Source organism: Pseudomonas putida, assembly GCF_028682635.1.
Taxonomy (GTDB): domain Bacteria; phylum Pseudomonadota; class Gammaproteobacteria; order Pseudomonadales; family Pseudomonadaceae; genus Aquipseudomonas; species Aquipseudomonas putida_AE.
The window spans coordinates 98,168-123,164 of the sequence record NZ_JANHLK010000007.1 but is presented as its reverse complement, the minus strand read 5'-3'; the positions used below and the strand labels follow the sequence as shown (position 1 = coordinate 123,164).

The 24,997-nt window shown below is 63.5% G+C and carries 25 protein-coding genes and 1 pseudogene; 2 read left to right on the top strand and 24 right to left on the bottom strand.

Annotated elements, in window-relative coordinates:
* Window positions 1–7 precede the first annotated feature (7 nt).
* From NPS56_RS11420 to NPS56_RS11410, 3 genes are all read right to left on the bottom strand, one after another.
* The gene (locus NPS56_RS11420; protein WP_274074705.1) at window positions 8–2,488 is read right to left on the bottom strand and encodes a TonB-dependent siderophore receptor; all 2,481 of its coding nucleotides are present in this window, start codon (window positions 2,486–2,488) and stop codon (window positions 8–10) included.
* A 96-nt stretch (window positions 2,489–2,584) separates the two neighbouring features.
* Window positions 2,585–3,544, bottom strand: a complete 960-nt coding sequence (locus tag NPS56_RS11415; RefSeq protein WP_274074704.1) for a FecR domain-containing protein — start codon at window positions 3,542–3,544, stop codon at window positions 2,585–2,587.
* Complete coding sequence (locus NPS56_RS11410) at window positions 3,541–4,062, bottom strand: sigma-70 family RNA polymerase sigma factor (RefSeq protein WP_046817094.1); 522 nt, start codon at window positions 4,060–4,062, stop codon at window positions 3,541–3,543. Before NPS56_RS11410 ends, NPS56_RS11415 begins: the two co-directional genes overlap by 4 nt.
* A gap of 161 nt (window positions 4,063–4,223) precedes the next feature.
* On the opposite strand from NPS56_RS11410, the gene NPS56_RS11405 reads away from it, so the two are divergent.
* Window positions 4,224–4,385, top strand: coding sequence for a DUF2986 domain-containing protein (locus NPS56_RS11405; protein WP_274074703.1), 162 nt, complete (start codon window positions 4,224–4,226; stop codon window positions 4,383–4,385).
* Here the strand turns inward: NPS56_RS11405 and NPS56_RS11400 are convergent.
* The 21 genes and pseudogenes from NPS56_RS11400 to NPS56_RS11295 all read right to left on the bottom strand — a co-directional run bounded on the left by NPS56_RS11400 (window position 4,372) and on the right by NPS56_RS11295 (window position 23,638).
* Window positions 4,372–4,545 (bottom strand): hypothetical protein, encoded by a 174-nt coding sequence (locus NPS56_RS11400; RefSeq protein WP_274074702.1) that lies wholly within the window; start codon window positions 4,543–4,545, stop codon window positions 4,372–4,374. The two genes, NPS56_RS11405 and NPS56_RS11400, sit on opposite strands and share 14 nt — an antisense overlap.
* A gap of 93 nt (window positions 4,546–4,638) precedes the next feature.
* Complete coding sequence (locus tag NPS56_RS11395) at window positions 4,639–5,679, bottom strand: Rieske 2Fe-2S domain-containing protein (RefSeq protein ID WP_274074701.1); 1,041 nt, start codon at window positions 5,677–5,679, stop codon at window positions 4,639–4,641.
* 176 nt (window positions 5,680–5,855) lie between these two features.
* Window positions 5,856–7,229 carry a DUF1329 domain-containing protein gene (locus tag NPS56_RS11390; protein WP_274074700.1) on the bottom strand — a complete coding sequence of 458 codons (1,374 nt, stop codon included), beginning with the start codon at window positions 7,227–7,229 and terminating at the stop codon, window positions 5,856–5,858.
* 101 nt (window positions 7,230–7,330) lie between these two features.
* Entirely contained in the window at window positions 7,331–8,533 is a 1,203-nt protein-coding gene (locus tag NPS56_RS11385) for a helix-turn-helix transcriptional regulator (protein ID WP_274074699.1), read from the bottom strand.
* 75 nt (window positions 8,534–8,608) lie between these two features.
* Window positions 8,609–9,817 (bottom strand): acetyl-CoA C-acyltransferase, encoded by a 1,209-nt coding sequence (locus tag NPS56_RS11380; protein ID WP_274074698.1) that lies wholly within the window; start codon window positions 9,815–9,817, stop codon window positions 8,609–8,611.
* A 7-nt stretch (window positions 9,818–9,824) separates the two neighbouring features.
* Window positions 9,825–10,295, bottom strand: a complete 471-nt coding sequence (locus NPS56_RS11375; RefSeq protein ID WP_274074697.1) for a MaoC family dehydratase — start codon at window positions 10,293–10,295, stop codon at window positions 9,825–9,827.
* A 10-nt stretch (window positions 10,296–10,305) separates the two neighbouring features.
* Window positions 10,306–11,091: an SDR family oxidoreductase gene (locus NPS56_RS11370; protein WP_274074799.1), complete on the bottom strand. Its 786-nt coding sequence runs from the start codon at window positions 11,089–11,091 to the stop codon at window positions 10,306–10,308.
* 258 nt (window positions 11,092–11,349) lie between these two features.
* Window positions 11,350–11,427: pseudogene (locus NPS56_RS11360) on the bottom strand (outer membrane lipoprotein carrier protein LolA); the annotation flags it as partial.
* A gap of 117 nt (window positions 11,428–11,544) precedes the next feature.
* Window positions 11,545–12,423, bottom strand: coding sequence for an SDR family oxidoreductase (locus NPS56_RS11355; RefSeq protein ID WP_274074696.1), 879 nt, complete (start codon window positions 12,421–12,423; stop codon window positions 11,545–11,547).
* A 61-nt stretch (window positions 12,424–12,484) separates the two neighbouring features.
* On the bottom strand, window positions 12,485–13,636 hold the full coding sequence (locus NPS56_RS11350; RefSeq protein WP_274074695.1) for an acetyl-CoA C-acetyltransferase: 1,152 nt from the start codon (window positions 13,634–13,636) through the stop codon (window positions 12,485–12,487).
* Window positions 13,637–13,639: 3 nt separating this feature from the next.
* Window positions 13,640–14,698, bottom strand: a complete 1,059-nt coding sequence (locus NPS56_RS11345; RefSeq protein ID WP_274074694.1) for an acyl-CoA dehydrogenase family protein — start codon at window positions 14,696–14,698, stop codon at window positions 13,640–13,642.
* A 9-nt stretch (window positions 14,699–14,707) separates the two neighbouring features.
* Entirely contained in the window at window positions 14,708–15,871 is a 1,164-nt protein-coding gene (locus tag NPS56_RS11340; RefSeq protein WP_274074693.1) for an acyl-CoA dehydrogenase family protein, read from the bottom strand.
* A gap of 9 nt (window positions 15,872–15,880) precedes the next feature.
* Window positions 15,881–16,633, bottom strand: coding sequence for an enoyl-CoA hydratase family protein (locus NPS56_RS11335; protein ID WP_274074692.1), 753 nt, complete (start codon window positions 16,631–16,633; stop codon window positions 15,881–15,883).
* Window positions 16,630–17,742: an NAD(P)H-dependent flavin oxidoreductase gene (locus NPS56_RS11330; protein ID WP_274074691.1), complete on the bottom strand. Its 1,113-nt coding sequence runs from the start codon at window positions 17,740–17,742 to the stop codon at window positions 16,630–16,632. Before NPS56_RS11330 ends, NPS56_RS11335 begins: the two co-directional genes overlap by 4 nt.
* Complete coding sequence (locus NPS56_RS11325; RefSeq protein ID WP_274074690.1) at window positions 17,739–18,647, bottom strand: enoyl-CoA hydratase; 909 nt, start codon at window positions 18,645–18,647, stop codon at window positions 17,739–17,741. Before NPS56_RS11325 ends, NPS56_RS11330 begins: the two co-directional genes overlap by 4 nt.
* A gap of 16 nt (window positions 18,648–18,663) precedes the next feature.
* Window positions 18,664–19,461 (bottom strand): CoA-transferase subunit beta, encoded by a 798-nt coding sequence (locus tag NPS56_RS11320; RefSeq protein WP_274074689.1) that lies wholly within the window; start codon window positions 19,459–19,461, stop codon window positions 18,664–18,666.
* 12 nt (window positions 19,462–19,473) lie between these two features.
* Window positions 19,474–20,349, bottom strand: a complete 876-nt coding sequence (locus NPS56_RS11315; RefSeq protein WP_274074798.1) for a CoA transferase subunit A — start codon at window positions 20,347–20,349, stop codon at window positions 19,474–19,476.
* Window positions 20,350–20,361: 12 nt separating this feature from the next.
* Window positions 20,362–21,252, bottom strand: a complete 891-nt coding sequence (locus tag NPS56_RS11310) for a VOC family protein (RefSeq protein ID WP_274074688.1) — start codon at window positions 21,250–21,252, stop codon at window positions 20,362–20,364.
* Between the two features lie 228 nt (window positions 21,253–21,480).
* Complete coding sequence (locus NPS56_RS11305) at window positions 21,481–22,116, bottom strand: nuclear transport factor 2 family protein (protein ID WP_274074687.1); 636 nt, start codon at window positions 22,114–22,116, stop codon at window positions 21,481–21,483.
* A complete protein-coding gene (locus tag NPS56_RS11300; protein WP_274074686.1) occupies window positions 22,116–22,889 on the bottom strand; it encodes an SDR family NAD(P)-dependent oxidoreductase in 774 nt (257 codons plus the stop codon). The genes NPS56_RS11305 and NPS56_RS11300 overlap by 1 nt, the downstream gene beginning before the upstream one ends.
* Before the next feature lie 14 nt (window positions 22,890–22,903).
* Complete coding sequence (locus tag NPS56_RS11295) at window positions 22,904–23,638, bottom strand: SDR family NAD(P)-dependent oxidoreductase (protein WP_274074685.1); 735 nt, start codon at window positions 23,636–23,638, stop codon at window positions 22,904–22,906.
* Window positions 23,639–23,904: 266 nt separating this feature from the next.
* On the opposite strand from NPS56_RS11295, the gene NPS56_RS11290 reads away from it, so the two are divergent.
* The gene (locus NPS56_RS11290) at window positions 23,905–24,738 is read left to right on the top strand and encodes an alpha/beta fold hydrolase (RefSeq protein WP_274074684.1); all 834 of its coding nucleotides are present in this window, start codon (window positions 23,905–23,907) and stop codon (window positions 24,736–24,738) included.
* Window positions 24,739–24,997 lie beyond the last annotated feature (259 nt).

The following is a 24,997-nucleotide window of genomic DNA, read 5'->3' as shown; positions in this document are numbered from 1 at the left end:
GCCAGCGTCAGAAGCTCGCCTTGACCGACAACATGAAGTTGCGTGGATCGCCGTAGTAGTTACCGAAGGACTCGGTACCGATGGTGGTGTAGTAGCGCTTGTCGAACAGGTTGTTGCCATTGAGCGCCACCGACCAGGTGTCGTCGATGCGGTAGCCGATGCGGCCGTTCCAGATCGCATAACCCGACTGGGTGATTTTCTCGCCGCTAGAGGGCGAAACCCGGAAGTTATCGCTTTGCGCGTTGACGCCAGCACCAATAGTGAATCGCTCGAGTGACCCGCCCAGGGCGTAATCGCCCCACATGCGCAACAAATGCCGAGGCACATAACTGTTGAACGCCGCGCCATTGAGGCTGCTGTCGATGTCGTCGAGGGTCTTGGTCTGGGTGTAGGTATAACCGGCCAGCAGCTGCAGGCGTTCGATGACTTCACCGCTGATCTCGGCCTCGAAACCCTGGGCGCGTACCTTGCCGGCGTTGACGTAGCAGTAGCCATCGGAGGACGGGCAGGACGAGTTGAAGTCGGTCTGCGCCTGGTCTTTCTGGATCGTACGGAACAGATTGAAGGAACTGTTCAGTCGACCGTCGAACCAGGCGCCCTTGATCCCCAGCTCGTAGCTCTGGCCCACCAGCGGCTTGAGCGCCGAACCGTCTTCGGAGCGGTAGTTGCCTTGCGGGGTGAAGATTTCCGCGTAGCTGGCGTAGGCCGTCAGGTTCTCGTTCAGGTCCAGCAGTACGCCGGCAAACGGCGTCACCTGCCCGGTCTCGGTGGTGCTGGAGTGCTCCGAGGTGCCGGTGTTGATGAAGTCGGAATCGGTATCGGAGTTGTACCAGCTCACCCGACTGCCGACGACGAATGTCAGCGGGTCAGCCAGTTTCAAGCGCAGGGTCGAGTACACGCCCTTCTGTTTGGTCACCGAATTGACCGGCCCACCACGGGACGAGTTGTCGATGAAGTAGCTGTCATCCGGCTCGGGGATATGCTTGTCGGGATTGAACACATTCTGGCGCTGCGGCAGAAACGCCACCGAGTAGAAGTCGTCCTTTTTCGAACGGCTGGCGTTGACGCCCACCACCAGTTCATGGCGTTGACCGAAGGCGTCGAACTTGCCATCCACGTAGGCGTCCAGGCCGTAGTCGACCTGATCGTAGTCGTACATGCTGCCCAGCATGCCGGTGGTATTGATACCCGGCGTCACGGCGCCGGAAGCGAAGGCGTACTTGATGTCCTGGGTGTTTTTTGTATAGACGCTGGCGACCTTCAAGGCCCAGTCGTCGTTGAGCTGGTGAGTCAGGTCGCTGAACACGGTGGTGCGCTGGCTGCGCCAGGTGTTCCACGAAGGATCGAGGCAGGTCGAGCGGCTGAGCTTCAGGTCGCTGCCGTCCCGGTAACGCGGCAGGCCGCCCCAGCAAGGGTTGGCATCCACGTCTTCATAGGCGACGCCCAGGCCAAGGGTGGTGTCAGGGCTCAGGTCAAGGTCGAGCGCGCCGTAATACACCTGGTCCTTGCGACTGGCATCGTCGACGAAGTAATGCCGGCTCTGTTCGGCGACCACGGCCCGCCCGCGCAAGGTGCCGGATTCGTTCAATGGGCCACCGGTGTCGACCTGGCCTCGATAGTTGTCCCAGCTGCCACCGGACAGGGTGATGTCGGTGTGCGCCGAGGTCTGGCCGCGCTTGCGTACGAAGTTCACTCCGCCTGCGGTACCGCCCGCGCCTTTCATCATGCCCGCGGCGCCGCGCAGGATTTCCACCCGGTCGTAATACGCCATGTCCTGGCTGAAACTGTCGGCCTGGACATAGAGGTTGCCCATGTCCAGGGGCACACCGTCGTACTGGTACTGGCCCGACATGCGGAAGCCACGGGAATAGAAGTACTTGCCGCCCATGGTCGAGTCGTAGACGGTGATGCCCGGGGTCTTTTCCATGACCTGGTCGATGGTGTTGAGGTTCTGGTCATCGAGCATCTTGCGCGTCATCACCGTGACCGATTGCGGCGTCTCCCTGAGCGAGTGCTCGCCCTTGCCGAGGGTGACTGCACCTGTGGTGTAGGAGCCGCTGTATTCGGTGGTCGCGCCCAGCACTTGGCCATTGATGTTGGTCGCGCCCAGTTCCAGCGCCGAGCCGACAGTGGGAACCGGTCGCAGCACATAAGTCCCGTTGGCCTGGGGCTCGGCCTGCAGGCCGCTGCCACCCAGGATCCGCGCAAAGCCTTCGCTGACGCCAAACGCACCCTTGAGCCCGGGGGATTTCAGCCCGTCGGTTTGGCGCGCATCGAACGACAGCGCAGCCCCCGCCACGCTGGCGAAATGACTGAGGACTTCGGTCAGGCTGCCGCCGGCAATGTCAAAGGACTTGATTGAGCTGTGCTGTTGCTCCAGCGGCTGTGCCGCCATGGTTACCGTTGACCAGACGCCCGCCGTCGTTGCCGCCAAGAACCCGACCTTTACTGCGGTCGTCAAACGACCCGGTTTGTACACCCGAAACATGCTTGCCCTCCCCCAAAAACAATCGGTAAACACTCATTGAGGGATGAGCCGAACGTTGCGTATGAAAAGTGCAAAGGCAGACAAACTTTTTTCAACTCAGTGTGAAAGCGCACTGGCAGGCGCCGACACATCGACCCAATATCGGCTGTAGCGGGTGATCCGTAGCGAGAAGCCACTCTCCAGCGCAGCCAGCGCCAGGTCGGTGTCATCAATGGGGAAAGCGCCGGACACCTTCAGCTGCGCGATACTTGGATCGCAGCGCAGCACGCCGGTGCGATATCGCGAAAGGTCGGCCAGCAACTCGCTCAAGGGACGATTGATGGCAATGATGCTGCCCTGTTGCCAGGCTCCCACCGACGCATCGTTGCGCCGTACCGCCCCCAATGAGTGGCCATCGAAGTCCAGGGACTGGCCGGCTTCCAGACGTACCATCGAGCCTGCGGAACGGACCTCCACGGCCTTCTCGAGTACCGCCACCCCACCGCCCTGCCCATTGTAGCGGACGAGAAAACGCGTGCCGAGCGCGAGCACCTCGGCATGATGGGTGAGCACCTTGAACGGCCGTTTCAAGGGATCGACCGCAGTCGTCACCTGGATCTCGCCGCGCAACAGTTCGAGCACACGTTGACGACCGTCGAAACGCAGGTTGACCGAGGTGTCGGTGTTGAGCAGCAACGTGCTGCCGTCGGCCAGGCGAAACTCACGGCGCTCACCCACGGCGGTGCGGAAATCGGCAAACAGGTTGCTGGAAGTTTCACTGCGCAAGCCCAGCCAGCCCAGGGAACCGGCTGACGCGAGCACCAACACACTGCGCAACACCTGGCGCCGGGAGCGATCAGCGCCACGCAACGCTGGCGACGCCAGGGAACCCGGCACACTCGCCATCTGCTCGCTGACGTCGACCATGCGTTGCCAGGCCTGGCGATGGGCCGGATCGCCGGCCAGCCAGTCGTTCCAGGCGGCCAGGTCGGAATCGCTGGCGATACCCGAACGAAGTCGGGCATACCAGCGGGCAGCGGCGCCAATCGCCTGTAACTCGGCGGGCGATAGGCTCATGCCAGTTGCAACTGAATCTGCATCAGGCAGCAATGCTCCATGGCCTTGGCCATGTAGTTGTTGACCGTGCGGGTGCTGATATTCAAGCGCTCGGCAATCTGCGGGTAAGTCAGGCCGTCGAACTGGGACAGGATGAACGCCTGCTTGACCTTCGTCCCCAACCCTTGCAGCAGGCGGTCGATTTCCACCAGGGCCTGCAGCAGGATCGCCTGTTCCTCCAGCGAAGGCTGCTGCCACTCAGGCATGGCGGCCAAGGCTTCCAGGTAGGACTGTTCCAGCGAGCGACGGCGAAACAGATCGATCAGCAAGCCCTTGGCGATCATCGACAGGTAAGGTCGCGGCTCACGAATCTCCAGCGCATTTCGCGCCTTGATCACCCGCACAAAGGTGTCCTGCGCCAGGTCCGCCGCATCGAACGCATTGCCCAGGCGCTGGCGCAGCCAGCCATTGAGCCAACCGTGATGCTCGCAATACAGATCATTGACGGCGCTGCGCAGGGATAAATCGTTGGCGGACATGAGGTGGAATAGTTCGCGAGTGATAATGACTCGCATTGTCAGTCGTGCGCAGGGTAATTTGCAATAGCCACAACGGCCAACCCGCCTCGCCGCACTGGAAGGTGGGGCCAGGCAACGGCTACGCTGATATCATTCAAGTACTTACAAGCCGGGTAGAAAACATGAACCGTCAAAAAAAGCTGCAGCAGTTGTTCAAGGCCAAGGCCAAGAAGGCCAGCGCCAAACTGGCACCGAAAAAACCGAAATACATCAGCAAGGCTGACCGATTGAAACTGGCGGCTGAAGCCGGTGACGCCTCGATCAATTCCCCTAGCGAAAATTGATCCAGTTCGGCGCGCTCGAACTCATCGCCACACAGCTCGCGTAACGCTTGCAGGCCTTGACGCTGGCAGGCTCCGGCGGCACCGACACCAGCACGGTCAACACCAGGAAAAACAGGATCAAGAACGGTACGTAATAGGCGAGATGACTTTTTATTTTCATTGTCAGTGCGCTCGTGGCCCTTGAATCGAAACTGCGTGGGCAGTCCCCTTTGTAGAGGCGCCTTCGAGTGAGCGAAGGCGCCCTGTCACGCTGTCAGCGCTCGTCCACCGTGATGAACTCGCGACGTTCTGCCATGAATGCCGGCACGTCGTCCTCATTGGTGAAGAACTGCTCGTACCACTCGCGCAACTGGTAGACCGGGCCATCGGTTTCGGCCAGTACCGGCTTGTCGATGCGGATCTTGTGCTTCCAGATCACCACGTCCTGGTAGAACGAGTCGCGGTTGCCCTGGACATAGGCCCTGGCCACTTCCTGGTTCTGTTCTTCGGTCCAGCCCGGCACCCGCTTGACCATGCAACCAAAGCGCAGGTCGAAGCTGTTCGGTGTCACCGGCACGTGGCTGTTGAGCAGGATGGCGTGGATGCGCACGTCGCCGAACATCGAGCTGATGTGGGTGAAGTGGGTCGCCGGCCCGTAGTAGGCCGACGGCGCGATCAAGTCGCCGCCCAGGCGCTCGGAGTCGCCATGGAAAATCTGATGGCCGATGTGGCCTTCGAAGACGTTGGCGAAATACTTGGTCGGCGTGCCGTGCACCGGCCCGAAGTGCTGGGCGTCCACCAGGTTATCGACCAGCTCCCGTGGGTTGGTCTCGATGTGCATGGTGTCGATGTTCCAGTCGTGCACCCAGTCCGGATCGTCCATCTCGGGCAGGTGCGGAATGACCACGCCCTCCTTCGGCGCGCGGCCTTCGGGGTTGTTCCAGACGAACAGCAGGTTGTTTTCCTCGCAGGTCAACCAGCTGCGGGTCTTGGCCTTGGGTGGGATGCGCTTGCAGTAGGGAATCTCCACGCATTTACCGCCGGTGTCGTACTTCCAGTGGTGGAACGGGCATACCAGCCGGTCATTCTCGATGGTGCCCTGGGACAGGTCGGCGCCCATGTGCGGGCAATAGGCATCGAGGATGCTGATGTTGCCCTGGCTGTCGGCGAAGGCCACCAGGCGGGTGCCAAAGACTTCCAGGGTGTGGGGCTTGCCATCACGGTAATCGCTGGCATTGCCCAGGCAGTGCCAGCCGCGGGCGTAACGGTGGGTACGCTGGGCGTTCTCGATGTTGATTTCAGCGAGTTTGGTCATTGTTGTTGTTCCTCGGTTGCAGACTTGGGCAGGCAATGCCCCCAAGAAATACAGGGTGATCCCATGGCCGACATCATTGGGTAGCCGCGCCGGCAGGTCATCCTTCAGTTGGACTAGATCAAACGCGATCCACTCTCAATGGGCGCCCCAGTCACCAGGGGCGCCGCACTGGACGGTTACTGGCCGAAGCGCCGGGCAGCCTCCGGGCCGAAGTCCCGGGGACTGAAGCCGGTTTTGTTCAGCAGGTAGCCATTGCGCTGTTCGTTGATCAGGTTGAACGCCAGGTAGCTGCCGGCGTTGAGGTCGTAGTACAGGCCGACGCCCGCTTGAGGCCGCTGGCTTTCGTAGGCGTAGAAGTAATTCAGCATCGAGGTCCGCCACAGCTCGCCACGGTTGTCATAGTTGTCGGCGAGCATCGGGAACCAGGTGTCCTCGTCGATATACAACTTGCGCTTGCCATACAGGTGGCGATAACCCGGCTTGAGGGTGCCTTCGAGCTCCCACACCCGATGGCGCTCATAACGCATCGCATCGGGATTGATGTGGCCCGGCGTCAGCAGATCGGCGTACTTGAGGTTGGCCGCGTGCAGGCGGTAGGTGTTGTAGGGGATGAACATCTCGCGCTTGCCGACGATCTTCCAGTCGTAACGCTGCCCGGAACCGTTGAACAGGCGCACCTCGTCGACGGTGATCGAGCCGCCGCTGCCAGGGAACGACATGTCGAAGCCATAGCCGGGCGACTGGCGCACCCGCCGCGTACCCGGATCGTAACGCCAGGCCTGGCGCGGTTCGGTCTTGTCATTCCAGAACTCGGTGCCGGTATTGATCTCGCCCTTGTCCCGTTGCGGCAGCAGGGTTTCGTTGAGATAGAACGACGAGTTGCCGGTGGTCTCGCCAATCCTGCCCGGCTCCAGCGCCGGTGCCAGGTTGCGCGAATGCACGCGTCCCCAGTTGATGTTGCCATCCTTGAGCACGTAGGCGTTGTCGGAGGTGTATTCCTCGGTCCAGGCACGCAGGGTAAAAGCCGAGGCGTTCTTCAACAGTTCCAGGCCGCTGCGCGGTACCGGAAAGGCTGTGCCGCCGGTTTTGCCCACTACCCCTTCACCCTCATCCACCAGGCGAGCAATGCTGGCGTTCTCGCGGGTGGCTTTGCAAACCGCGTCGTCGAAGCGGAAATCCCGGTGCGAGGGGTAGATCGGCATCTTGTAGGTGCCCGGGAACAGCTTGAACAGGGCTTTCTGGCCGTCGGACAGGTAGTCGTTGTACTGCGCGATGTTCTGCGCGGTAATCACGAACAGCGGTTTTTCGTCCGGGTACGGGTCTACCGGGTGGTTACCAGTGCCCTTGAAATCAACGTGGGGCGGTGCGCCCAGCCATTTGCCGCTGAACGCTGGAATGCTGCCGTCGGCGTTGCCGGCTTTTTCCGCGCCCACGCACGTCAGGTCTGTGCCCAGGCGGGAGGCATCTTCGGGTGCGGCATTCACCGTGCCGATGGCACAGCCCAATATCAACGCCAACGCCCAGCCAGGGGACTGATTACTGCCGGTCATTTTTATTCTCCTTAGGTTCGACAACGGTGGCCCAGTATCGACAGCCCGGTAACCCGGCAGCATCGTCCGCACGGACTAACGCATTTTGGTACGCCCCCTCGTCATAGCCGCGCCGCCGCCGGCTGCGGCGCGCCCAGGGCGACCACACTGTTGAGCATGATCCGCACCAGCTCCGTCTGGCGCCGCACGCCGGTCTTGGAAAAAATCGAGCGCAGGTGCGCACGCGCGGTATTGCGGCGGATATTCAGGAATTCCGAGGCCTCCTCCAGCGACAGGCCGTTGGCCAGTTCCAGGGCCAGCGTGGTTTCCGCCGGGGTCAGGTTGTACAGTTGCGACGTCAGCACCGTGCTCACCAGCGACTTGCTCACGGCATCGCGCACATACACCACGACCGTGGGTTTGCCATTGCCTTCGAGCAGGTCCCCCGAGGGAATCAACTCCACCACCACGCCCAGGCTGACCTGCCCGGATGGACGGGAAATCGAGGTCGCCTCGGCCACCTGCACCCCTCTGCTGGCGCCCTGCCTGGCGCGCTGGAAGGCATTGCGCACCAGCCGCGCCAACTCCCGATTGTCGCTGGGGTAAGTCGCTTCCAGCCGCCCACCGACAACCTTGAGGCCGTCCTGGCTGTCGAGGATTTCCCGGGCCACGGGATTGAGTTGCACCACAGTGCCGTGCTCATCGAGCACGATGGTCGCCACCGCCAGGCGGCTGATCGTCTGTGAATAAAGGCTGCCCAGCGACTCGCTGCGGTCGAGCAGCGAATACATGTGCAAGGCCCGGCGCAGGTGGGGCAACAACATGGCACACATGGCCCGCTCGGCGTCACTGAACCGTGGCTGGGCCCGTGGTCGATTGATTCGGAAACGCACCGTGCCGCCATCCGGCATGCGGATATCGGCTCCGAGCATGTGGTAGCAATCGTAGGGTTGACAGTACAACAGGTAAAACGCCGAGCTGGCCCATTCGCTGTCGCTGATCAGTTCGTCGACGGTGAACACCGTGTCGGTGGGCAAGCCGTCGAACAGGGTGGATTTGGCGTAGTAGGCGTAGTGGTTGATACCGCCCTTGCCCAGTTCGACATCTCCGGCGACCACCATCGGCGACAACAGCGGCTCGTCCTGGACCCGCAGGATCAAAGTGACGAAATTGGCCTTGAACAACGCTCGTACCTCGCGCAACGCGTCGCTCAAGCTGCGGGTATCCATCGCCGAATCGTAGATGTTGCCGATGATCCGTTCGTACTCGGCCAACTCCAGGCCCATGAGCGCCAGGACCTGTGCATTGGGCATACAACTTTGCATAACCATTCCCCAGCAGGGGGCCCGAGTCTCGGGCCCCATGGATTTAATCGAGCGGACGGCGCTGCCCCGCTCGCTTCATGGCAACTCGAACAGGCCGGCGGCGCCCATGCCGCCACCGATGCACATGGCAATCACCACATACCGCACGCCGCGACGTCGCCCTTCGAGCAAGGCATGGCCGACCATGCGCGCGCCGGACATGCCGAACGGGTGACCGATGGCAATCGCCCCGCCATTGACGTTCAGGCGATCTGTCGGGATCTGCAGCGCATCGCGGCAATGCAGCACCTGGCTGGCGAAGGCCTCGTTGATCTCCCACAGGCCGATGTCCTTGACGCCCAGGCCAAAGCGCTTGAGCAGCTTGGGAATGGCGATCACCGGGCCGATGCCCATTTCCTCAGGCGCGCAGCCACCCACGGCAATGCCGCGGTAGATGCCCAGTGGCGTCAGCCCGCGGCGCTTGGCCTCGGCGCGACTCATCAGCAGGCTGGCCGCGGCGCCGTCGGAGAATTGCGAAGCGTTGCCGGCGGTGACGTACTCGCCCTGCTCGATCCAGGCGCCGTCCTTCCACACCGTTTTCAAGCCCGCCAGGTCTTCCAGGCGCGTATTGGGCCGGTTGCACTCGTCTTTCACCACTTGCACGCGTTCATGGCCACTGGGCTGGCCATCGGCGGCGAACAGCAGTTTATCCACGGTCAGGCCGACGATTTCATCGTCGAACAGGCCGTCTCGCTGAGCGGCGGCGGTGCGCAGCTGGCTAAGCAGCGAATATTCATCCTGGGCGGCGCGGCTGATGCCATAACGACGCGAGACGATCTCGGCCGTCTCGATCATCGGGATATAGGCGCTGGGCATCACCTGCAGTACGGCTTCGGAACGGGCGCGATAGGCGTTCTTGTGTTTGGTCTGGGTCAGCGACAGCGACTCCACACCGCCGCCAATGGCGATGTTCATCTCGCCGGTCATGATGCCCTTGGCGGCCATGCCGATGCTCATCAGGCCCGAAGCGCACATGCGATCCACGGCCATGCCCGGCACGCTGTCCGGCAAACCGCCGGTGTAGGCGCAGAGCCGACCGATGTTGAAACCCTGGGTGCCCTGCTGCACCGACGCGCCCATGATCACATCCTCGACCTCGGCAGGCTCGATGCCGGCGCGCTCGACTACCGCGTGCACCACATGGCCGCCCAGCACCGGGGCCTCAGTATCGTTGAACGATCCGCGAAACGACTTGGCCAACGCGGTACGGGCGGTGGCGACGATGACGACTTCATTCTGGTCCATGGCTAACTCACTCGGAAATGGCATTGAAGGTGTAGCGGCTGATGGTGTCGATCACGCAGCCGGGGCGAGCCTGGCCTTCCACTTCCATGGTCATGCGCACCACCAGTTGCACGGCGTCGCCCAGTTGTTCGGCACGCAGGATCTGGCCGCTGCCGCGCACCCGCGAGTCGACCTTGACCGGCGCCGGGAAACGCACCCGGTCGCTGCCGTAATTCACGCCCATCGCCATGTTTTCAAGGATCAGCAACTGCGGCATGAACAGATTGGCCAGGGACTGGGTCAGGTAGCCGTGAGCGATACAGGAGCCGAACGGGCCGCTGGCGGCGCGCACCGGGTCGACATGAATCCACTGGTGATCGCTGGTGGCTTCGGCGAACAGGTCGATGCGTTGCTGGCTGATGGTCAGCCATTCGGTGTGGCCCAGGTCCAGGCCCTCGGCCGCAAGCAGCGCCTGGGCGCTGTTGAATACGTGACTCATGTGCCCATCCTCACGCTTGTTGTGAACTGACGGACAGCACTTCGCCGACCATGTAGGAGGCATAGTCGCTGGCCAGGAACATCATGACGTTGGCCACCTCCCAGACTTCGGCGGCGCGGCCAAACGCCTCGCGCCCGGCCAGGCTGGCGAGCAACTCTTCGCTGGAGGCTTTCTTGAGAAAATCGTGCAGGGCAATCGATGGCGACACCGCGTTGATGCGCACGCCGAACTCGGCGGCTTCCAGGGCGCTGCAGCGGGTCAGCGCCATCACCCCGGCCTTGGCGGCGGCGTAATGGGCCTGTTCCTTCTGCGCCCGCCAACCGAGCACCGAAGCGTTATTGACGATGGCCCCGACGCCACGGCGCTGCATGTGCGGCAACATCGCCCGGGTCATGCGGAAGGTGCCGGTCAGGGTCACATCGAGCACCCGCAACCACTCTTCGTCGCTCATTTCCATCACGCGTTTCTGGCCACCCAGGCCGGCGTTGTTGATCAGCACATCAACCCCGCCCAACGCCTCTTCGGCCGCGGCCACCAGGGCCTGGACTTCGTCTTCGACGGTGACATTGCACAGCTGGCCATAAATCGCCTGCAACCCGGTCTCGGCCTTGAGACGCTCCACAGCCTCCTCCAGCCGCCGTGCATGCACATCGGAAATCATCAGCGCCCGACATCCTTCCTCAGCACTGCGCCGTGCCGCCGAATAACCGATACCGGCACCTGCCGCCGCGGTAATCAACACCGACTTGCCGGCCAGCAATTGATGACCGGGAACATAAGGGGGGGCTTGTTTCACAGCGTCTACCTCCGAAGAAATCAATACGCTGCAGTTGTACGGAGGGAGCGATGCGGACGCATCGTCAAAATGGGGTATGAAGATCAAAAGATCGCAGCCTGCGGCAGCTCCAGGTGACCGGGTTCCCCCTGTAGGAGCGAGCTTACTGGCGAAAAACCTGAGAGCAGCGCGGGGTGTCAGGATCCTCGCGTCATCGTTGACCTCCATCGCCAGCAATCGAGCGTCGACCGGCTGCTCCTACAGGTGACCGGGTTCCCTTGTAGGAGCGAGCTTGCTCGCGAAAAACCTGAGAGCAGCGCGGGGTGTCAGGATCCTCGCGTCATCGTTGACCTCCATCGCGAGCAATCGAGCGTCGACCGGCTGCTCCTACAGTGGATCGGGTACGGCCGTGGGAGATGGGTCGGCTGTCAGGACGCCATCGCCGGCAGGCCGGCTCCCCCAGTGGTCGGGGTTTCAGCCTCCCCAGACTTTCTGTGGCTTCGGCGCTTCGGCAAGGATGGCGTCCACCGCCGCGCCGATCTCTTCGACTTTCCACAACGCGCCCTTGTCGCAGGTGACGCCCGTGCGCCAGCCCTCGCCCAGGGAGATACGTCCACCCTGGCTTTCGAAGACCTGCCCGCTGACGTGGGCCGAGGCCGAGCTGCCCAACCAGACCACCAACGGCGCGACGTTTTCCGCGGCCCAGGCGTCGAAGCTGCCGTCCTCGGGTTTTTTCACTACGTCGGGCATCGCACCCTCGGTCATCGAAGTGCGGGCGGCCGGTGCCAGCGCGTTGGCGGTGACGCCGTAGCGCGCCAGTTCCGCCGCTTGCACCAGGGTCAGCGAGGCAATGCCACCCTTGGCCGCCGAATAATTGGACTGCCCCACCGAGCCTTGCAACCCGGCGCCGGAGCTGGTGTTGATGATTCGCGCGTCCACCGGCGTGCCGGCCTTGGCCAGGTCGCGCCAGCGCCGACCAAGGATGTTGGCCAGGCAGTAATGACCCTTGAGGTGCACGCGCATGACCATGTCCCAGTCCTCTTCACTGAGGCTGATGAACATGCGGTCGCGCAACACGCCGGCGTTATTGATCAGCACATGCACTTCGCCGAACGCCGCCAGTGCCGCATCGACGATGCGCTGCGCCGTGGCCAGGGTGGTTATGTCGTCGTTGTTGGCGATGGCCTGGCCACCGTTGGCGCGAATCTCCCCCGCCACATCCTCCGCGGCCTCGGCGCGAATATCGTTGACCACGACATTGGCCCCTTGCGCGGCGAATGCCAGGGCGTAGGCGCGACCGAGTCCGCCGCCGGCCCCGGTGATGATCACGGTGCGGTCTGCACAGATAGCCATGTTTGACTCCTCAAAATAGTGGGTAGCTGCTCGCCCGAAGTGGCGGCCCCCGCATGGAAAATTACAAGCGTTCGATGATGGTCACGTTGGCCTGGCCGCCGCCCTCACACATGGTTTGCAAGCCGTAGCGACCACCACTGCATTCCAGTTCGTTGAGCAGCGTAGTCATCAATCGTGCGCCAGTGGCGCCCAACGGATGGCCCAGGGCAATCGCGCCGCCATTGACGTTGGTTTGCGCCGGGTCGTAGTCGAGCTCCTTGGCCCAGGCCATGACCACCGAGGCGAAAGCTTCGTTGATCTCGACCCGGTCGATGTCAGCCATGCTCAGGCCGCTCTTGGCCAGGGCCCGGCGGGTGGCGGCAATCGGTGCGGTGAGGTGCCAGATCGGATCGTCGCCGAGCACCGTCAGGTGATGAATCCGCGCCCGTGGCGTCAGGTCGTAGCGTGTGAGTGCCGCCTCGGACACCACCAGCAATGCTGCCGAAGCGTCGCAGGTCTGGCTGGACACGGCGGCGGTGATCGACGGGAACTGCGGGTCCACCGGTTGCAATTCGGCCATCTTCGCCAGGCTGCTGTGGCGCGGCGTTTCATCCACCGCCAACCCTTGGCAACTGACGATTTCCCGGGCGAACCGGCCGCTGGCGATGGCCGCCAAGGCACGTTCGTGGCTCTGCAGGGCAAAGGCTTCCATCTGCTCGCGGCTGATCTGCCAGTGATCGGCAATCCGCTGCGCGGCATAGAACTGGTTGACCGGCTGCAGGCCAAACCGCGCCCGCCAGCCGACGCTGCCCGAGAACGGGTCGGCAAAGCCCAGGGGCTGGCCGGCGAGCATCGCCGAGGAAATCGGGATCTGGGTCATGGTCTGCACCCCGCCCACCGCGACCACGTCCTGGGTGCCGCTCATCACCGCCTGCGCGGCGAAATGCAGCGCCTGTTGCGACGAACCGCACTGGCGATCCACGGTGGTTCCGGGCACCGTCAGCGGCAGGCCGGCGGCCAGCCAACTGGTACGGGCGATGTCGCCGGCCTGAGAACCGATGGTGTCGACGCAACCGAATATCACGTCGTCGTAGTCCTCCGCGGGGATCACGTTGCGCGCGACCAGGGCCTTGAGCACATGGGCGCCCAGGTCTATCGCGTGGATCTCGCTCAAAGAGCCCTTGCGCCTGCCGGTGGGGCTGCGCAGTGCATCAACAATGTAGGCCTGGGCCATGACTCATTCCTCGAAAGTATGCCCTGGCTCCAGGCCAGTGGCGTCGGCGAACAGGTAGTCGCTGACACGGGTTTTGTGAAAGCCGCGGTCGCCCCAGGACGCATCGAGGGCCCAGGCGCGCTTCATGAACATCTGCAGGTCCACTTCCCATGTGTACCCCATCGCCCCGTGCACCTGGATGCCCTTGCGCGCGGCGATCCAGCTCGCCTCGTTCGCCGCCAGGCGTGCTTGAGAAACCCGGACACCGGCGTTGACGTCGCCCCGGGCCAGGGCATGGGCGGCGCGATAAAGCACCGGCTTGGCCTGCTCGATATAACGGGCGACATCGGCCAGGTGATGCTTGACCGCCTGGAAACTGCCGATCGGCTTGCCGAACTGTTTGCGCTGGGCCACGTAGTCCACCGACAGGTCGAGCATGCGCTGCGCCAGCCCCAGCAATTGCCCGGCCACCGACAGCGCACCACGGTCCAGCATGCGCTCCAGCAAGGCACGGCCCTGCTCGCCACTGGCAATGCAGGTCTGCGCCGACGGAGTCCAGGTCACTTGGCCCAGGCGGCGTGAGGCATCGATACTTAGGTGGTTGTCCACGTTGACTTCGCAGCGCGGCACCACATGGATCTCGTCGCCGTGGGTGAGGATCAGCACTTCGGCCAGTTGTGCATCGCTGACCAAGGCATTGACCGGATGACTGATCGCCATCCGCAAGCTGCCGTCGGCAATCCGTGGCAGCAGGTCGGCACGCGCCGGATGCACCGCAGGCAGACCGGCGAGCAAGCCGGTGGCGACATAGGCGGTGTCGGCCAATGAGTCGGGAATGGCGTAGTAGCCCAGCTCCTGTGTCATCAATGCCCAGGTCACATCGTCCATGCCCAGGCCGCCTTCGGCCTCGGGCACCGACAAGGCGGTGAGGCCCTGGCCGGCAATCTTGTTGCGCAGGTCCCGGGAGCGCCCGGCATCGGTCTCCCAGATTTCCCGGAGCATCTCCGGCGCGGCTTCGGTCATCAGGAAACGACTGATGGCTTCGCGGAACGCCAACTGGTCATCGTTGAAAGTGAAGTCCATGGCGGTTCCTTATTTCGGCAAACCGAGCATGCGCTCGGCGATGATGTTGCGCTGGATTTCGTTGGTGCCGGCGTAGATCGGCCCGGACTGGGCAAACAGAAAACCTTCCAGCCAGCCCGCCGCATCGCCCGCTGACGCGCCCTTTGTGACCAGCTCGCCACGGGTGCCGAGAATGCGCATGGCGGTCTCGTGCATCTTCAGGTCGAGCTCCGACCAGATGATCTTGTTGATGCTCGACTCGGCGCCGATCTGCTCGCCCCGGCTCAGGCGTCCTACGGTGTAGTAAGCCGACATCGCATAGGCCTCGGCGCACATCCAGGTCTCCAGCACGGCATCGCGCAGACCAGGGTCGCGGTCGGCACTGACGCGATGGGCCTTGTACAGTTCGACCAGCTTGCGTGCCGTGGACTGGAAGCGCGCCGGTGAACGCAGCAGCAAACCACGCTCGAAGCCGGCAGTGGCCATCGCCACGTGCCAGCCCTGCCCCTGGGTACCGATGAGGTTGTTCACGGGGACCCGAACGTCATCGAAAAACACCTCGGCGAAGGCTTCCTTGCCGTTGAGTGCCTTGATCGGGCGAATGCTCACCCCCGGCGTATTGAGCGGCACCATGATGAACGACAGGCCGTGATGACGGGTTGATCCCGGCTCGCTGCGGAACAGGCCGAACAGCCAGTCGGCGAAGTTCGCCCGGCTCGACCAGGTCTTCTGCCCGTTGATCACGTAATGGTCGCCGTCGAGTACCGCCTTGCTGGTGATCGCCGCCATGTCGGAACCGGCGTTGGGCTCCGACCAGCCTTGCGCCCACATGTCCAGGCTTTCGGCCATGCGTGGCAAGAAACGCTGCTTTTGCTCCTGGGTGCCAAACTCCATCAGGGTCGGGCCGAGTAACAGCTGGCCGTTCTGGTTGATGCGCATCGGTGCGCCTGCACCGTAATACTCTTCCTCGAAGATCAGCCACTCGATCAAGTCGCTACCGCGACCGCCCAGTTCGGCCGGCCACATCACCATCGACCAACGGCTCTCGAACAGCTTGGCCTCCCAGGCGCGGTGCTGTTCAAAACCTTCGCGACTGTCGTAACTGGCGAAGGGCTCACTTGGCAGATTGTCCGCCAGCCAGGCCCGTACTTCGGCGCGGAAGGCGTTTTGCTTGGGGGTGTAAGTCAGGTCCATGGCGATCTCTCAGAACTTGGCGTCGCGTTTTTCGACGAAGGCCCGCCGCGTTTCCGCAGAATCCGGGCTGCTGTAGGCCTGCATGGTGAAGCCCTGCTCCCAGCGGTATTTGTCTTCCAGGTTGCCGTCTTCGATGCCGTTCAAGGCTTCCTTGGCGATGCGGATCATCGCCGGGCTCTTCTCGGCGATTTTCGCCGCGATGCCCAGGGCGGTTTCGCGCAACTGGTCCTTGCTGACGACGCGCTCGATAAAGCCGTATTGCAGCGCCTCTGGAGCGCCGATACTGTCGCCGGTGAAGAACAGGTAGCGGACTTTCTGCACCGGGAACAGGCGCTGCAGATGCGCACCGCCGCCCATGGCGCCGCGGTCGACTTCCGGCAGGGCGAAGGTCGCGCAGTCAGAGGCGACGACGATGTCCGCCGCACCGGTGATGCCGATGCCGCCGCCGAGGACGAAACCATGGACCGCGACAATCACCGGCACCGGGTTGCGGTGCACGGCCTTGAAGGTGGCGTAGTTACCGGCGTTGACCTCGACGATCCGCTCCGGGTACTGGTCCAGCTCCTTGATGTCGACACCGGCGCAAAAGCCCCGGCCTTCGGCGCGGATCACGATCACCCGCACTTCGGGGTTGGCCCCAAGGGCGTCGATCTCCCGCGCCAGGGCGTGCCATTGCTGGCTGTCGAGGGCATTGACCGGTGGCTTGGCGATCACGAGTTCAGCGATCCCCTGATTGAGTTGTGTGGTAAATGCCTGGTTCACAGGGGTTCTCCAATACTGGCGGGACGGTTCGATGGGAGGGTCTGGCTGCGGGCCAGGAGCGCGTCCAGGCACTGCTGGGCCTCGCTGGCGATGCCTTCGATGACTTCGCGGCAACTGAGTAACTCGCCGATGGCCGCCGCGACCTGGCCGCTGGGCAGGATGCCCTCGTCCGGGGCGCCGTCGATCATCGAGCGCTGCAACAGCACCGGCTGGTTGGCGGCCATCACCACTTGCGACAGCTGTGACGGGTCTTCACGCAACGCGCGGATGAAGACAGAAGCCATGTGCCCAAGGCTCATACCGGTCTGCTGCTTCCACTGCCAGGCGCTGCCCAGGGCAATGCGCAGGCGACCGAAGGGGCCCGCCTGCTCCAGGTGATTGATGAAGCGGTTTTCGATCATGCGGTGGCGCATGCCATCCACCGCCGTGGTCACGCGCACCCGTTGCGGATCGTTGACCTTCAGGTAGCGTTCCAAGGTCGCGGCCGGGGTCGGCGATTCGCGGGTCATGAGAAACCGCGTGCCCATGGCGATGCCGGCGCCACCGGCGGCCAGCACCGAGGCCAGGCCACGGCCGGTGGCGAATCCGCCGGCAGCGATCACCGGTACCTTCACGGCCGCCAACACCTGGGGCAGCAGGATCGAGCTGGGCACGCCGCCGGTATGGCCGCCGCCCTCGCCGCCCTGGATGGTGATCAGGTCGGCACCCAGCTCCACCGCCTTGAGCGCATGCTTCAAGGCACCGACGGTGGGAATGCACAGCACCTTGGCCGCCTTGAAGCGCGCGATGGTCTGCTTGTCCGGACCGCGCCCGTAACTCACGGCGCGCAGCCGATACTTGATCGCCAGGTCGACGCACTGCGTGGCGTTGTCCTGGAACATATGGAAGTTGAGACCGAAATTGCTGCCACCGGTGGCGTCGATCACCTTGCGGATTTCGCCTTCCAGTTCAGCAGCCGCAATGGTCGCCCCGGCCAGGAAACCGAAGCCCCCGGCCTCGGTCGAGGCGATCACCAGGTTGGCGTCGGCAACCCAGCCCATGGCGGTCTGCACGATCGGATAACGGCAACCGAGGGCCTCGGTCAGCGGCGTTTCGAGCCAGCGGTTCATTGGCTTTTATCCTCGGCCTGCTTGTTGGCCCGGGCCATGCCCTTGGCGTCGAAACCGCCCAGTTTGTCGCCGGACAACAGCTCGTTATGGGCATGGGCAAAGTGGTGCCAGGCGAACACCGCATCCATCGCCGTGCGCTTGCCTTGCAGGTCCTCGACGTGGTTGATCGCCTGCTTGGTCAGGGCCAGGCCCATGCGCGGCTGACGGGCAATGCCGGCAGCCAGGGCATAGGTGGCCTGCTCCAGTTCATCACGAGGCACCAGGCGGTTGACCATGCCCACCTGCCAGGCCCGGTTGGCGCTCATGCGATCACCGGTGAAGAGGAATTCCTTGGCAATGCGCGGGTTCATTTCATAGGGATGGGCGAAATACTCCACGCCCGGAATGCCCATGCGCACCACTGGGTCCTGGAAGAACGCGTCGTCACTGGCGACGATCAGGTCGCAGACCCAGGCCAGCATCAGGCCACCTGCGATACACGCGCCATGGACCATGGCGATGGTCGGCTTGGGCAGTTCGCGCCAGCGTCGGCACATGCCCAGGTACACCTCCTGCTCGCGGGCATACAGCTGCTCGCCACCGGGTTTGTTGGTGTGGTCCCACCACAGGTGTGCGCGCTCGAACGGCTTGTCGATATCGCGCCCCGGCGTGCCGATATCGTGGCCCGCCGAGAAGTGCTTGCCGTTGCCACGCAGGACGATGACCTTGACGCTGTCGTCGTTCACCGCCTGGCGAAAAAAGTCGTCCAGGGCGTAGGTCATCTGCGAGTTTTGCGCGTTGTTGAAGGTCGGCCGGTTCAGCGTCAGCGTGGCAATACCCTCGCCCACGCTGTACAGCACCGGGGTGTCCGTCTCGTAGACGGCGTTGTCCTGGCGGACGATGAATTCACTGTCGCTGCTGTGCATGGTCGCTGTCCTTGCCTCAGGCCGTACGGATGCCGGGCGGGTTGCCCTTGATCGCCGTGGCGCGGTAATCGTGGGGGTCGAGTCGGCGGATCAGCGCCAACTGCTCTTGAGTGGGGTGCGCGGTCTCGCGCAATTGCGCCGACTTGAGCAACGGGAAGCCGGTGTTGTCCTGGACCTGTTCGAAAGTCACGCCGGGGTGCAACGAGCGCACCTGCACCGCACGGTCCGGGCCATCGAAATCGAGGACGCAGAGGTCGCTGACCACGCAACGGATGTCCATCAGGTCGCGACGCGCGCCTTCGGGCCAGCGCTCGGCCTTGAAGCCGACACCGGAGATCATGTCCACTTCGCCGCTGACGAACACCCGGCTGTTATGGCTGGGCACGAAGAACGAGTTGAGGTGGTTGATGCTGTTGCCTGGCAGGCCGCGCACGCCGAGGATCGCCGTCTTGGGCTTTTGATAGTCGCCGACGCAGGACAGGTTGGTCTGGCCCCAGCGGTCGATCTGGGTCGGCCCGATCATTGCGTGACGGCGCCCGCCCCAAACGCATTCGAATACTCGTTCGAACGACATGTAACCCGAATAACGCGCAACGTAGTCGCCACGCGGGCCCAGCGGGATCGGTTCTTCGACCAGGAACGCCTCGCTGTCGGTCATCAACAGTTCCGGGCTGTGGGTCAGTTTGGCCAGGCTGGCGCCCAGGCGCGGGATCACGCCCAGGCCCGAGGCAATCACCTCGCCATTGCCACGCCAGGCCTCGGAGGCGGCGACGATCATCAGTTCAGCCAGGGTGAAATCACAGGTTGCAGACATGGTCGATAATCCTCAGAACACGGGAAGGGGCAAGGCGCCCATGGAGTCGGCACCGCCGTTCTGTGCCTGATAGGCCTGCTCGCCACCGGCGATCCAGGTCTGCACATAGTCCTGCCAGCCGTTTTCCGCCTGGCTGCTGGCGACATAGCCCTTCAGGTGCTTCATGTCCCAGCCGTAGTCAGGGGCGCAGAGCGTCGGATGCGCACCCAGAGGTGCATGCACCACGCCGCTGACCAGATAGCGCTCGAAGGTGTTGAAACGGGCCTGCTCGGCGTTCAGCGCAAGGCGGTCTTCCAGGCGTTCGCACGAGACAAAGCACTGCTGGGCGGCGCGGGCGAACAGATGATCGAAATACGGGTCCGGCCCGGTCACAAGGCAGTTGCCCAGGCGGTCGGCGACATTGACGTGCAGGAACGCCACATCGAGGTTGAGCGCCGGCATCGCCAGCAGCACCTCGCCATCGGCGTAGGGCGACTGGATGGTCTTGAGTGCCGGGTTCAGGCGCGTCACGTCGGTGGCCAGGCCGCAACGGGTGGGCAGGAACGGCAAACGCATGCCGGCGGCGCGCAGGCCCCACTGGAACATGCCTTCGTCGAGCTCCATCAACTCCAGCTCGCCGGCTTCGCGGGCCTTGCGGTAGTAGGGTTCCAGCGGAATGGCATCGAGGGTGGCGAAGCCGAACACCAGTTTTTTGACCTTGCCGGCGGCGCACAGCATGCCCACTTCCGGACCGCCGTAGGCGACCACGGTCAGGTCCTTCACCGGTGAGCGCAGGATCTCGCGCACGATCGCCATCGGCTTGCGCCGCGGGCCCCAGCCGCCGAAACCGATGGTCATGCCATCGCGCAATTGAGCAACCGCATCGGCCGCTGTCAGTTGTTTGTTCATCATGACAATTCCTTAGTGTTGGCCGACCGAAAAGTCGTGCCCCCAAATGCTCACGCGGGTGAACTCGAAAGCCGAATGCTCGGCCCAGTCGACTAGCAACCCGCCAAAGCCGTACTCCAGATCGAAGCCGGACGGTGTCTTCATGTAAAAACTGGTCATGCGGTCGTTGAGGTGCTGGCCGAGGGTGGCCGACAGGTTCACCGCATGGGCGTGCAGACGGTCGTGGGCGCGGCCGACTTCGGTCATCGAGTCGACCTCGACCATCACGTGCACGCAACCGGACGGCACCGGGTACTCGGCCAGTGCCAGGCTGTGGTGGCGAGCGTTCTGGCAATGCAGGAAGTGAATGCGGATCGGTGCTACCGAAGGGTCGGGACGGAAGTTGAAAATGTCCGACAACTCGAAGCCGAGCACATCCTTGGCGAACGCCAGGGTGGCGTCGAAGTTCGGCGCCGGCAGCACGGTGTGGCCCAGGCCCATGTCGCCGGTGATGAAACGCGGCACGCCCTGGGGCGACACGAACGGCAGGCAGTCGGAGCGATGGCCCCAGCTCAGCTCATGGCAGTTGCCCGACGGGTCGGTCACCTTGACCAGCGCCTGGACGCCGCGCTGCTCGATCTCGGTGGCGGAGCCTGGCTGCCATTCGATGCCGGCAGCGCTCAGGTGCTCGAGGGCGGCCGTGAAGGCTGTCTCGTTGGCCAACTCCCAGCCAGAGGCCAGGTAACGCGCCTCGCTGCCTTCGACGATCAGCATGCGAAACGGACGCTCGTCCATTTTCACGTACAAGCCACCGCCCGGCGCCGGGTTCACTTGCATGCCGAGCACGTCTTCGGCGTAACGCTGCCAATGACTGAGGTTTTCGATCTGCGAGACGAAATAGCTCAAACCGCGAATGTCGATCATGCCTGGGTCCTCGTTGGCTGAATGACTTTTGTGGGGAGCATTGTGCGAAGCACTGGCCGAGGCTTCATCGTCCGTTGAGACTAAGCAGGCGAAGGCGTGGGCAGATGCCACATTGGCGGGCAGGATGGACGCCCACTGTAGGAGCTGGCTTGTCGGGTCGCCGCATCGCAGCGAAAGCGCCGGGTCAGGCAACACATGAGTTGCCAGGACGGACGCCTTCGCTGCCGTTCAGCGCACGCGAATCTTCGGGTCATCCGCCCCGCGGCGCAGGGTCTTGAGGAAGCCCTCCAGCGGTGCGGGTTCGGCGATTTGCGGCAGGGCGTCCTTGTCCGGGCGTTGCGCCCAGAAGGCATCCCAGGACGGAAACAGCTCGTGGAAGCTGCCGGCGTACGGCTCGCGCCCTGGCCAGCGCATTTTCAGGCCGCCGATCGGTGGTTTGTTGAGGTCGGTCGCGTACCAGTAGCACGGTAAGCGGCGACGGAAACACCAGCGCCCGTCGATCCGTTCGTAGTCGTCCCAGTACAGCATCTGCATGATCACCCACTCGGGACCGGTCTCATGTTCGTTCTTCGAATAGACCACGCCGGTGGCGTGATCGGCATCGCTGAACTCGATGATGTGCTGCCCCAGGTGATGGGAGGTGCCATGGAACTGCTTGCGCATGGTTTCGTCCAGCCATGCCTTGAGGTGCACACGACCGCTCTTGTCGCGACCCACGCGCACATCCGGGGCGAAGCAGTTGGCCATGGCATCCATGTCGCGCATGTCCAGGGCCAGGGCGTACTTGCCGGCCAGTTGGCGGATCGCGTCCAGCGACTCCAGGCGATCGATGCGCTCAAGTAAAGCGTTGGCGTCCTGGCTCATCAGTCGAGCACCGTGTACAGGTCCGAACCGCGTCCGCCGTCCACCGCCAGGCTGGCACCGGTGACATACGAAGCCTCGTCGCTGGCCAGGAACACGATGGCGTTGGCCAGCTCCACCGGCAGGCCGACCCGTTTCATCGGGATGACTTTTTCGGTGTTGCTGCGGGTCTTGGCGTCGGCCAGCATGCCGGCCGTGGCCGGGGTGTCGACCACCCCGGGAATGATCACGTTGCAGCGGATGTTGTGCGGTGCGCCTTCGCTGGCCGCCGCCCGGCTGAAGTTGATCACCGCCGCCTTGGCCGCCGAGTAACCGGCCATCCAGGCCGTGCCGAACAGGCCGCAGATCGACGCGATGTTGACGATCGAACCGCCGCCCTGGGCTTTCATCAACTGCATCGCGGTGCGGGTGCCCCAGAAGGTGCCGTCGACGGTGGTGCCAAAGTTGGCGTGCCAGTCGGCGGTGGTCATGCTGTCGATACCGCCCCAGGTGTAGGCCATCGCGTTGTTGACCAGGATGTCCAGGCGACCGTGACGTTGCGCGGTGGCTTGCAGCGCACCGACGTAGGCCTGTTCATCGCTGACGTCGGCCACGGCAATCTCGGCCTGCCCGCCTTGGGCACGGATTTTCTCCTGCACGCCTTGCAGCGGCTCAATGCGCCGCCCGCACAGCACCACCGTGGCGCCCTCTTCGGCGAACCGCAGCGCAGTGGCTTCGCCGATGCCGGAACCGGCGCCGGTGACGAAGGCGATTTTTCCTTGTAGACGCTTGCTCATGAGTGACTCCCTGATCAGATAAAGGCCATGCCGCCGTTGACGGCGATGTTCTGCCCGGTCATGAAACTGGCGTCTTCGCTAGCCAGGAACACCGCGACCCTGGCGATCTCGTCGGTCTCGCACATACGGCCCAGGGGCACGTTTTTCAGCAGCGCCTGCATGTAGTCATCGGGAATGCCGGCCATCATCGGGGTGTTGGTCGGCCCTGGTACCAGGGTGTTGACGCGGATGCCGCAGGCGGCCAGTTCACGGGCGATCGAACGGGTCAGGCCCATGACCCCGGCTTTCGAGGCGCAGTAGTGGCTCGGGCCTTCGCCGGTCAGCGCGGCGGTGCTGGAGAGGTTGATGATCGCGCCCTTGCGGCCACCCTTGACCATCAATTTGGCGCCTTCACGGCAGCACAGGAAGGTGCCGCCCAGGTTCACACCGATCACCCGCGCCCAGCTCTCGTCCGTGGTTTCGAGAAAGCTGTCCAGCCCGCCCACGCCGGCGTTGTTGACCAGGATGTCGAGGCCACCGAAGTGCTCCTCGGCCTGCCCCATGGCATCGGCCACGGAGGCGCCGTCACCGACGTTGCAGGCCAGGGCGAGCACCTTGTCGCCCAAGTCTGCCAGGCTCTCGGCCAGGGCCGCCTGGTGCAGGTCAACAGCCACCACCTTCGCGCCTTCGGCGACAAAACCACGCACGATGGCCTGGCCCATGCCTTGGGCGGCACCGGTCACGAAGGCCACTTTATCGAGTAACTTCATAGCAATCTCCAAGTGTGCGAATACGCTGCGGCCCGCTGTAATGGAGCCGTCACTTGCATGATTAGCGGCCAGGGCCTCGGCCCACATCGTCCGATGGGACTAGCGCCGCGTGGTCTGAACGGACGATGTAAATGACGGCGTCAGCGCCCAGCATTCGCTAGCGCGCACCACGCCAGGCGCTGTATTCCCCTTCAATTCACTGCAGCAATCTGCCGCAGCGCCTGGTGCGGTTGTGCCTCATGAATCCGCAGACAATGGAGAACCCCATGAACCAACCCGTAGACCTGCCCCTGCCCGTCGGCCATTACGCGACCCTGCCCAACGGCCTGCGCCTGCACTATCTGGATGAGGGCGCCGGCCCCGTGGTGCTGTGGCTGCACGGCAGCGGGCCGGGCGCCAGTGGCTTCAGCAACTTCAAGGGCAACTACCCGCAATTGGTCGCTGCCGGCTATCGCAATATCGTGCTCGACCTGCCGGGTTTCGGCCGTTCGGACAAACCCGAGGACGTGCAGTACAACCTGGACTTCTTCGTCGACTGCGTGGCGGCGTTTTTGGAGTCCGTCGGTGTGCGGCGTTGCACGCTGCTGGGCAATTCGCTGGGCGGCGCGATCGCCTTGGGCCTGGCCCTGCGCCTTCCACAACTTGCCCAGAGCCTGATCCTGCTGGCACCGGGTGGTGTCGAGGAGCGCGAGACCTACTTCAAGATGGAGGGCATCGTGCGCATGGTCAGCCTGTTCAGCGCCGGCCCCATCGGCATGGAGGAGATGCGCAGCATGATGAGCTTGCAGTTGTTCGATGCGTCGATCCTGCCGGAAAGCCTGCTGCAGGAACGCGTGGCGGTGGCGGTGACACAGCCGAAGAACCTGTTCAGCACGATGATGGTGCCGAACATGGAAGCGCGCCTGGGCGAGATCCAGTGCCCGATCCTTGGCTTCTGGGGCAGCAACGACCACTTCAACCCAATCAGTGGCGCCCAGCGCATCATCGACGGCGCACCGAATGCGCGGTTCATCGTGCTCAACCGGTGTGGGCATTGGGTTCAGGTGGAGCATCGGGAATTGTTCAACCGTAGCTGCATTGAGTTTCTGCAGCACGGTTGAACCGGCGACGCGTTGTGCGAGGCTTGCCAGCGATGGTGGCATAAGCGTCACCACCGCCATCGCCGGCAAGCGGGCTCCTACAGATGTGTGTCACACCACAAACCCGACATACCCCCACAAAACCTGTAGGAGCTGGCTTGCCAGCGATGACGGCATAACGGCCCCCACCGCATCGCCAGCAAGCCGGCTCCTACAGATGTGTGTCACACCACGAACCCAACATACCCCCGCAAAACCTGTAGGAGCTGGCTTGCCAGCG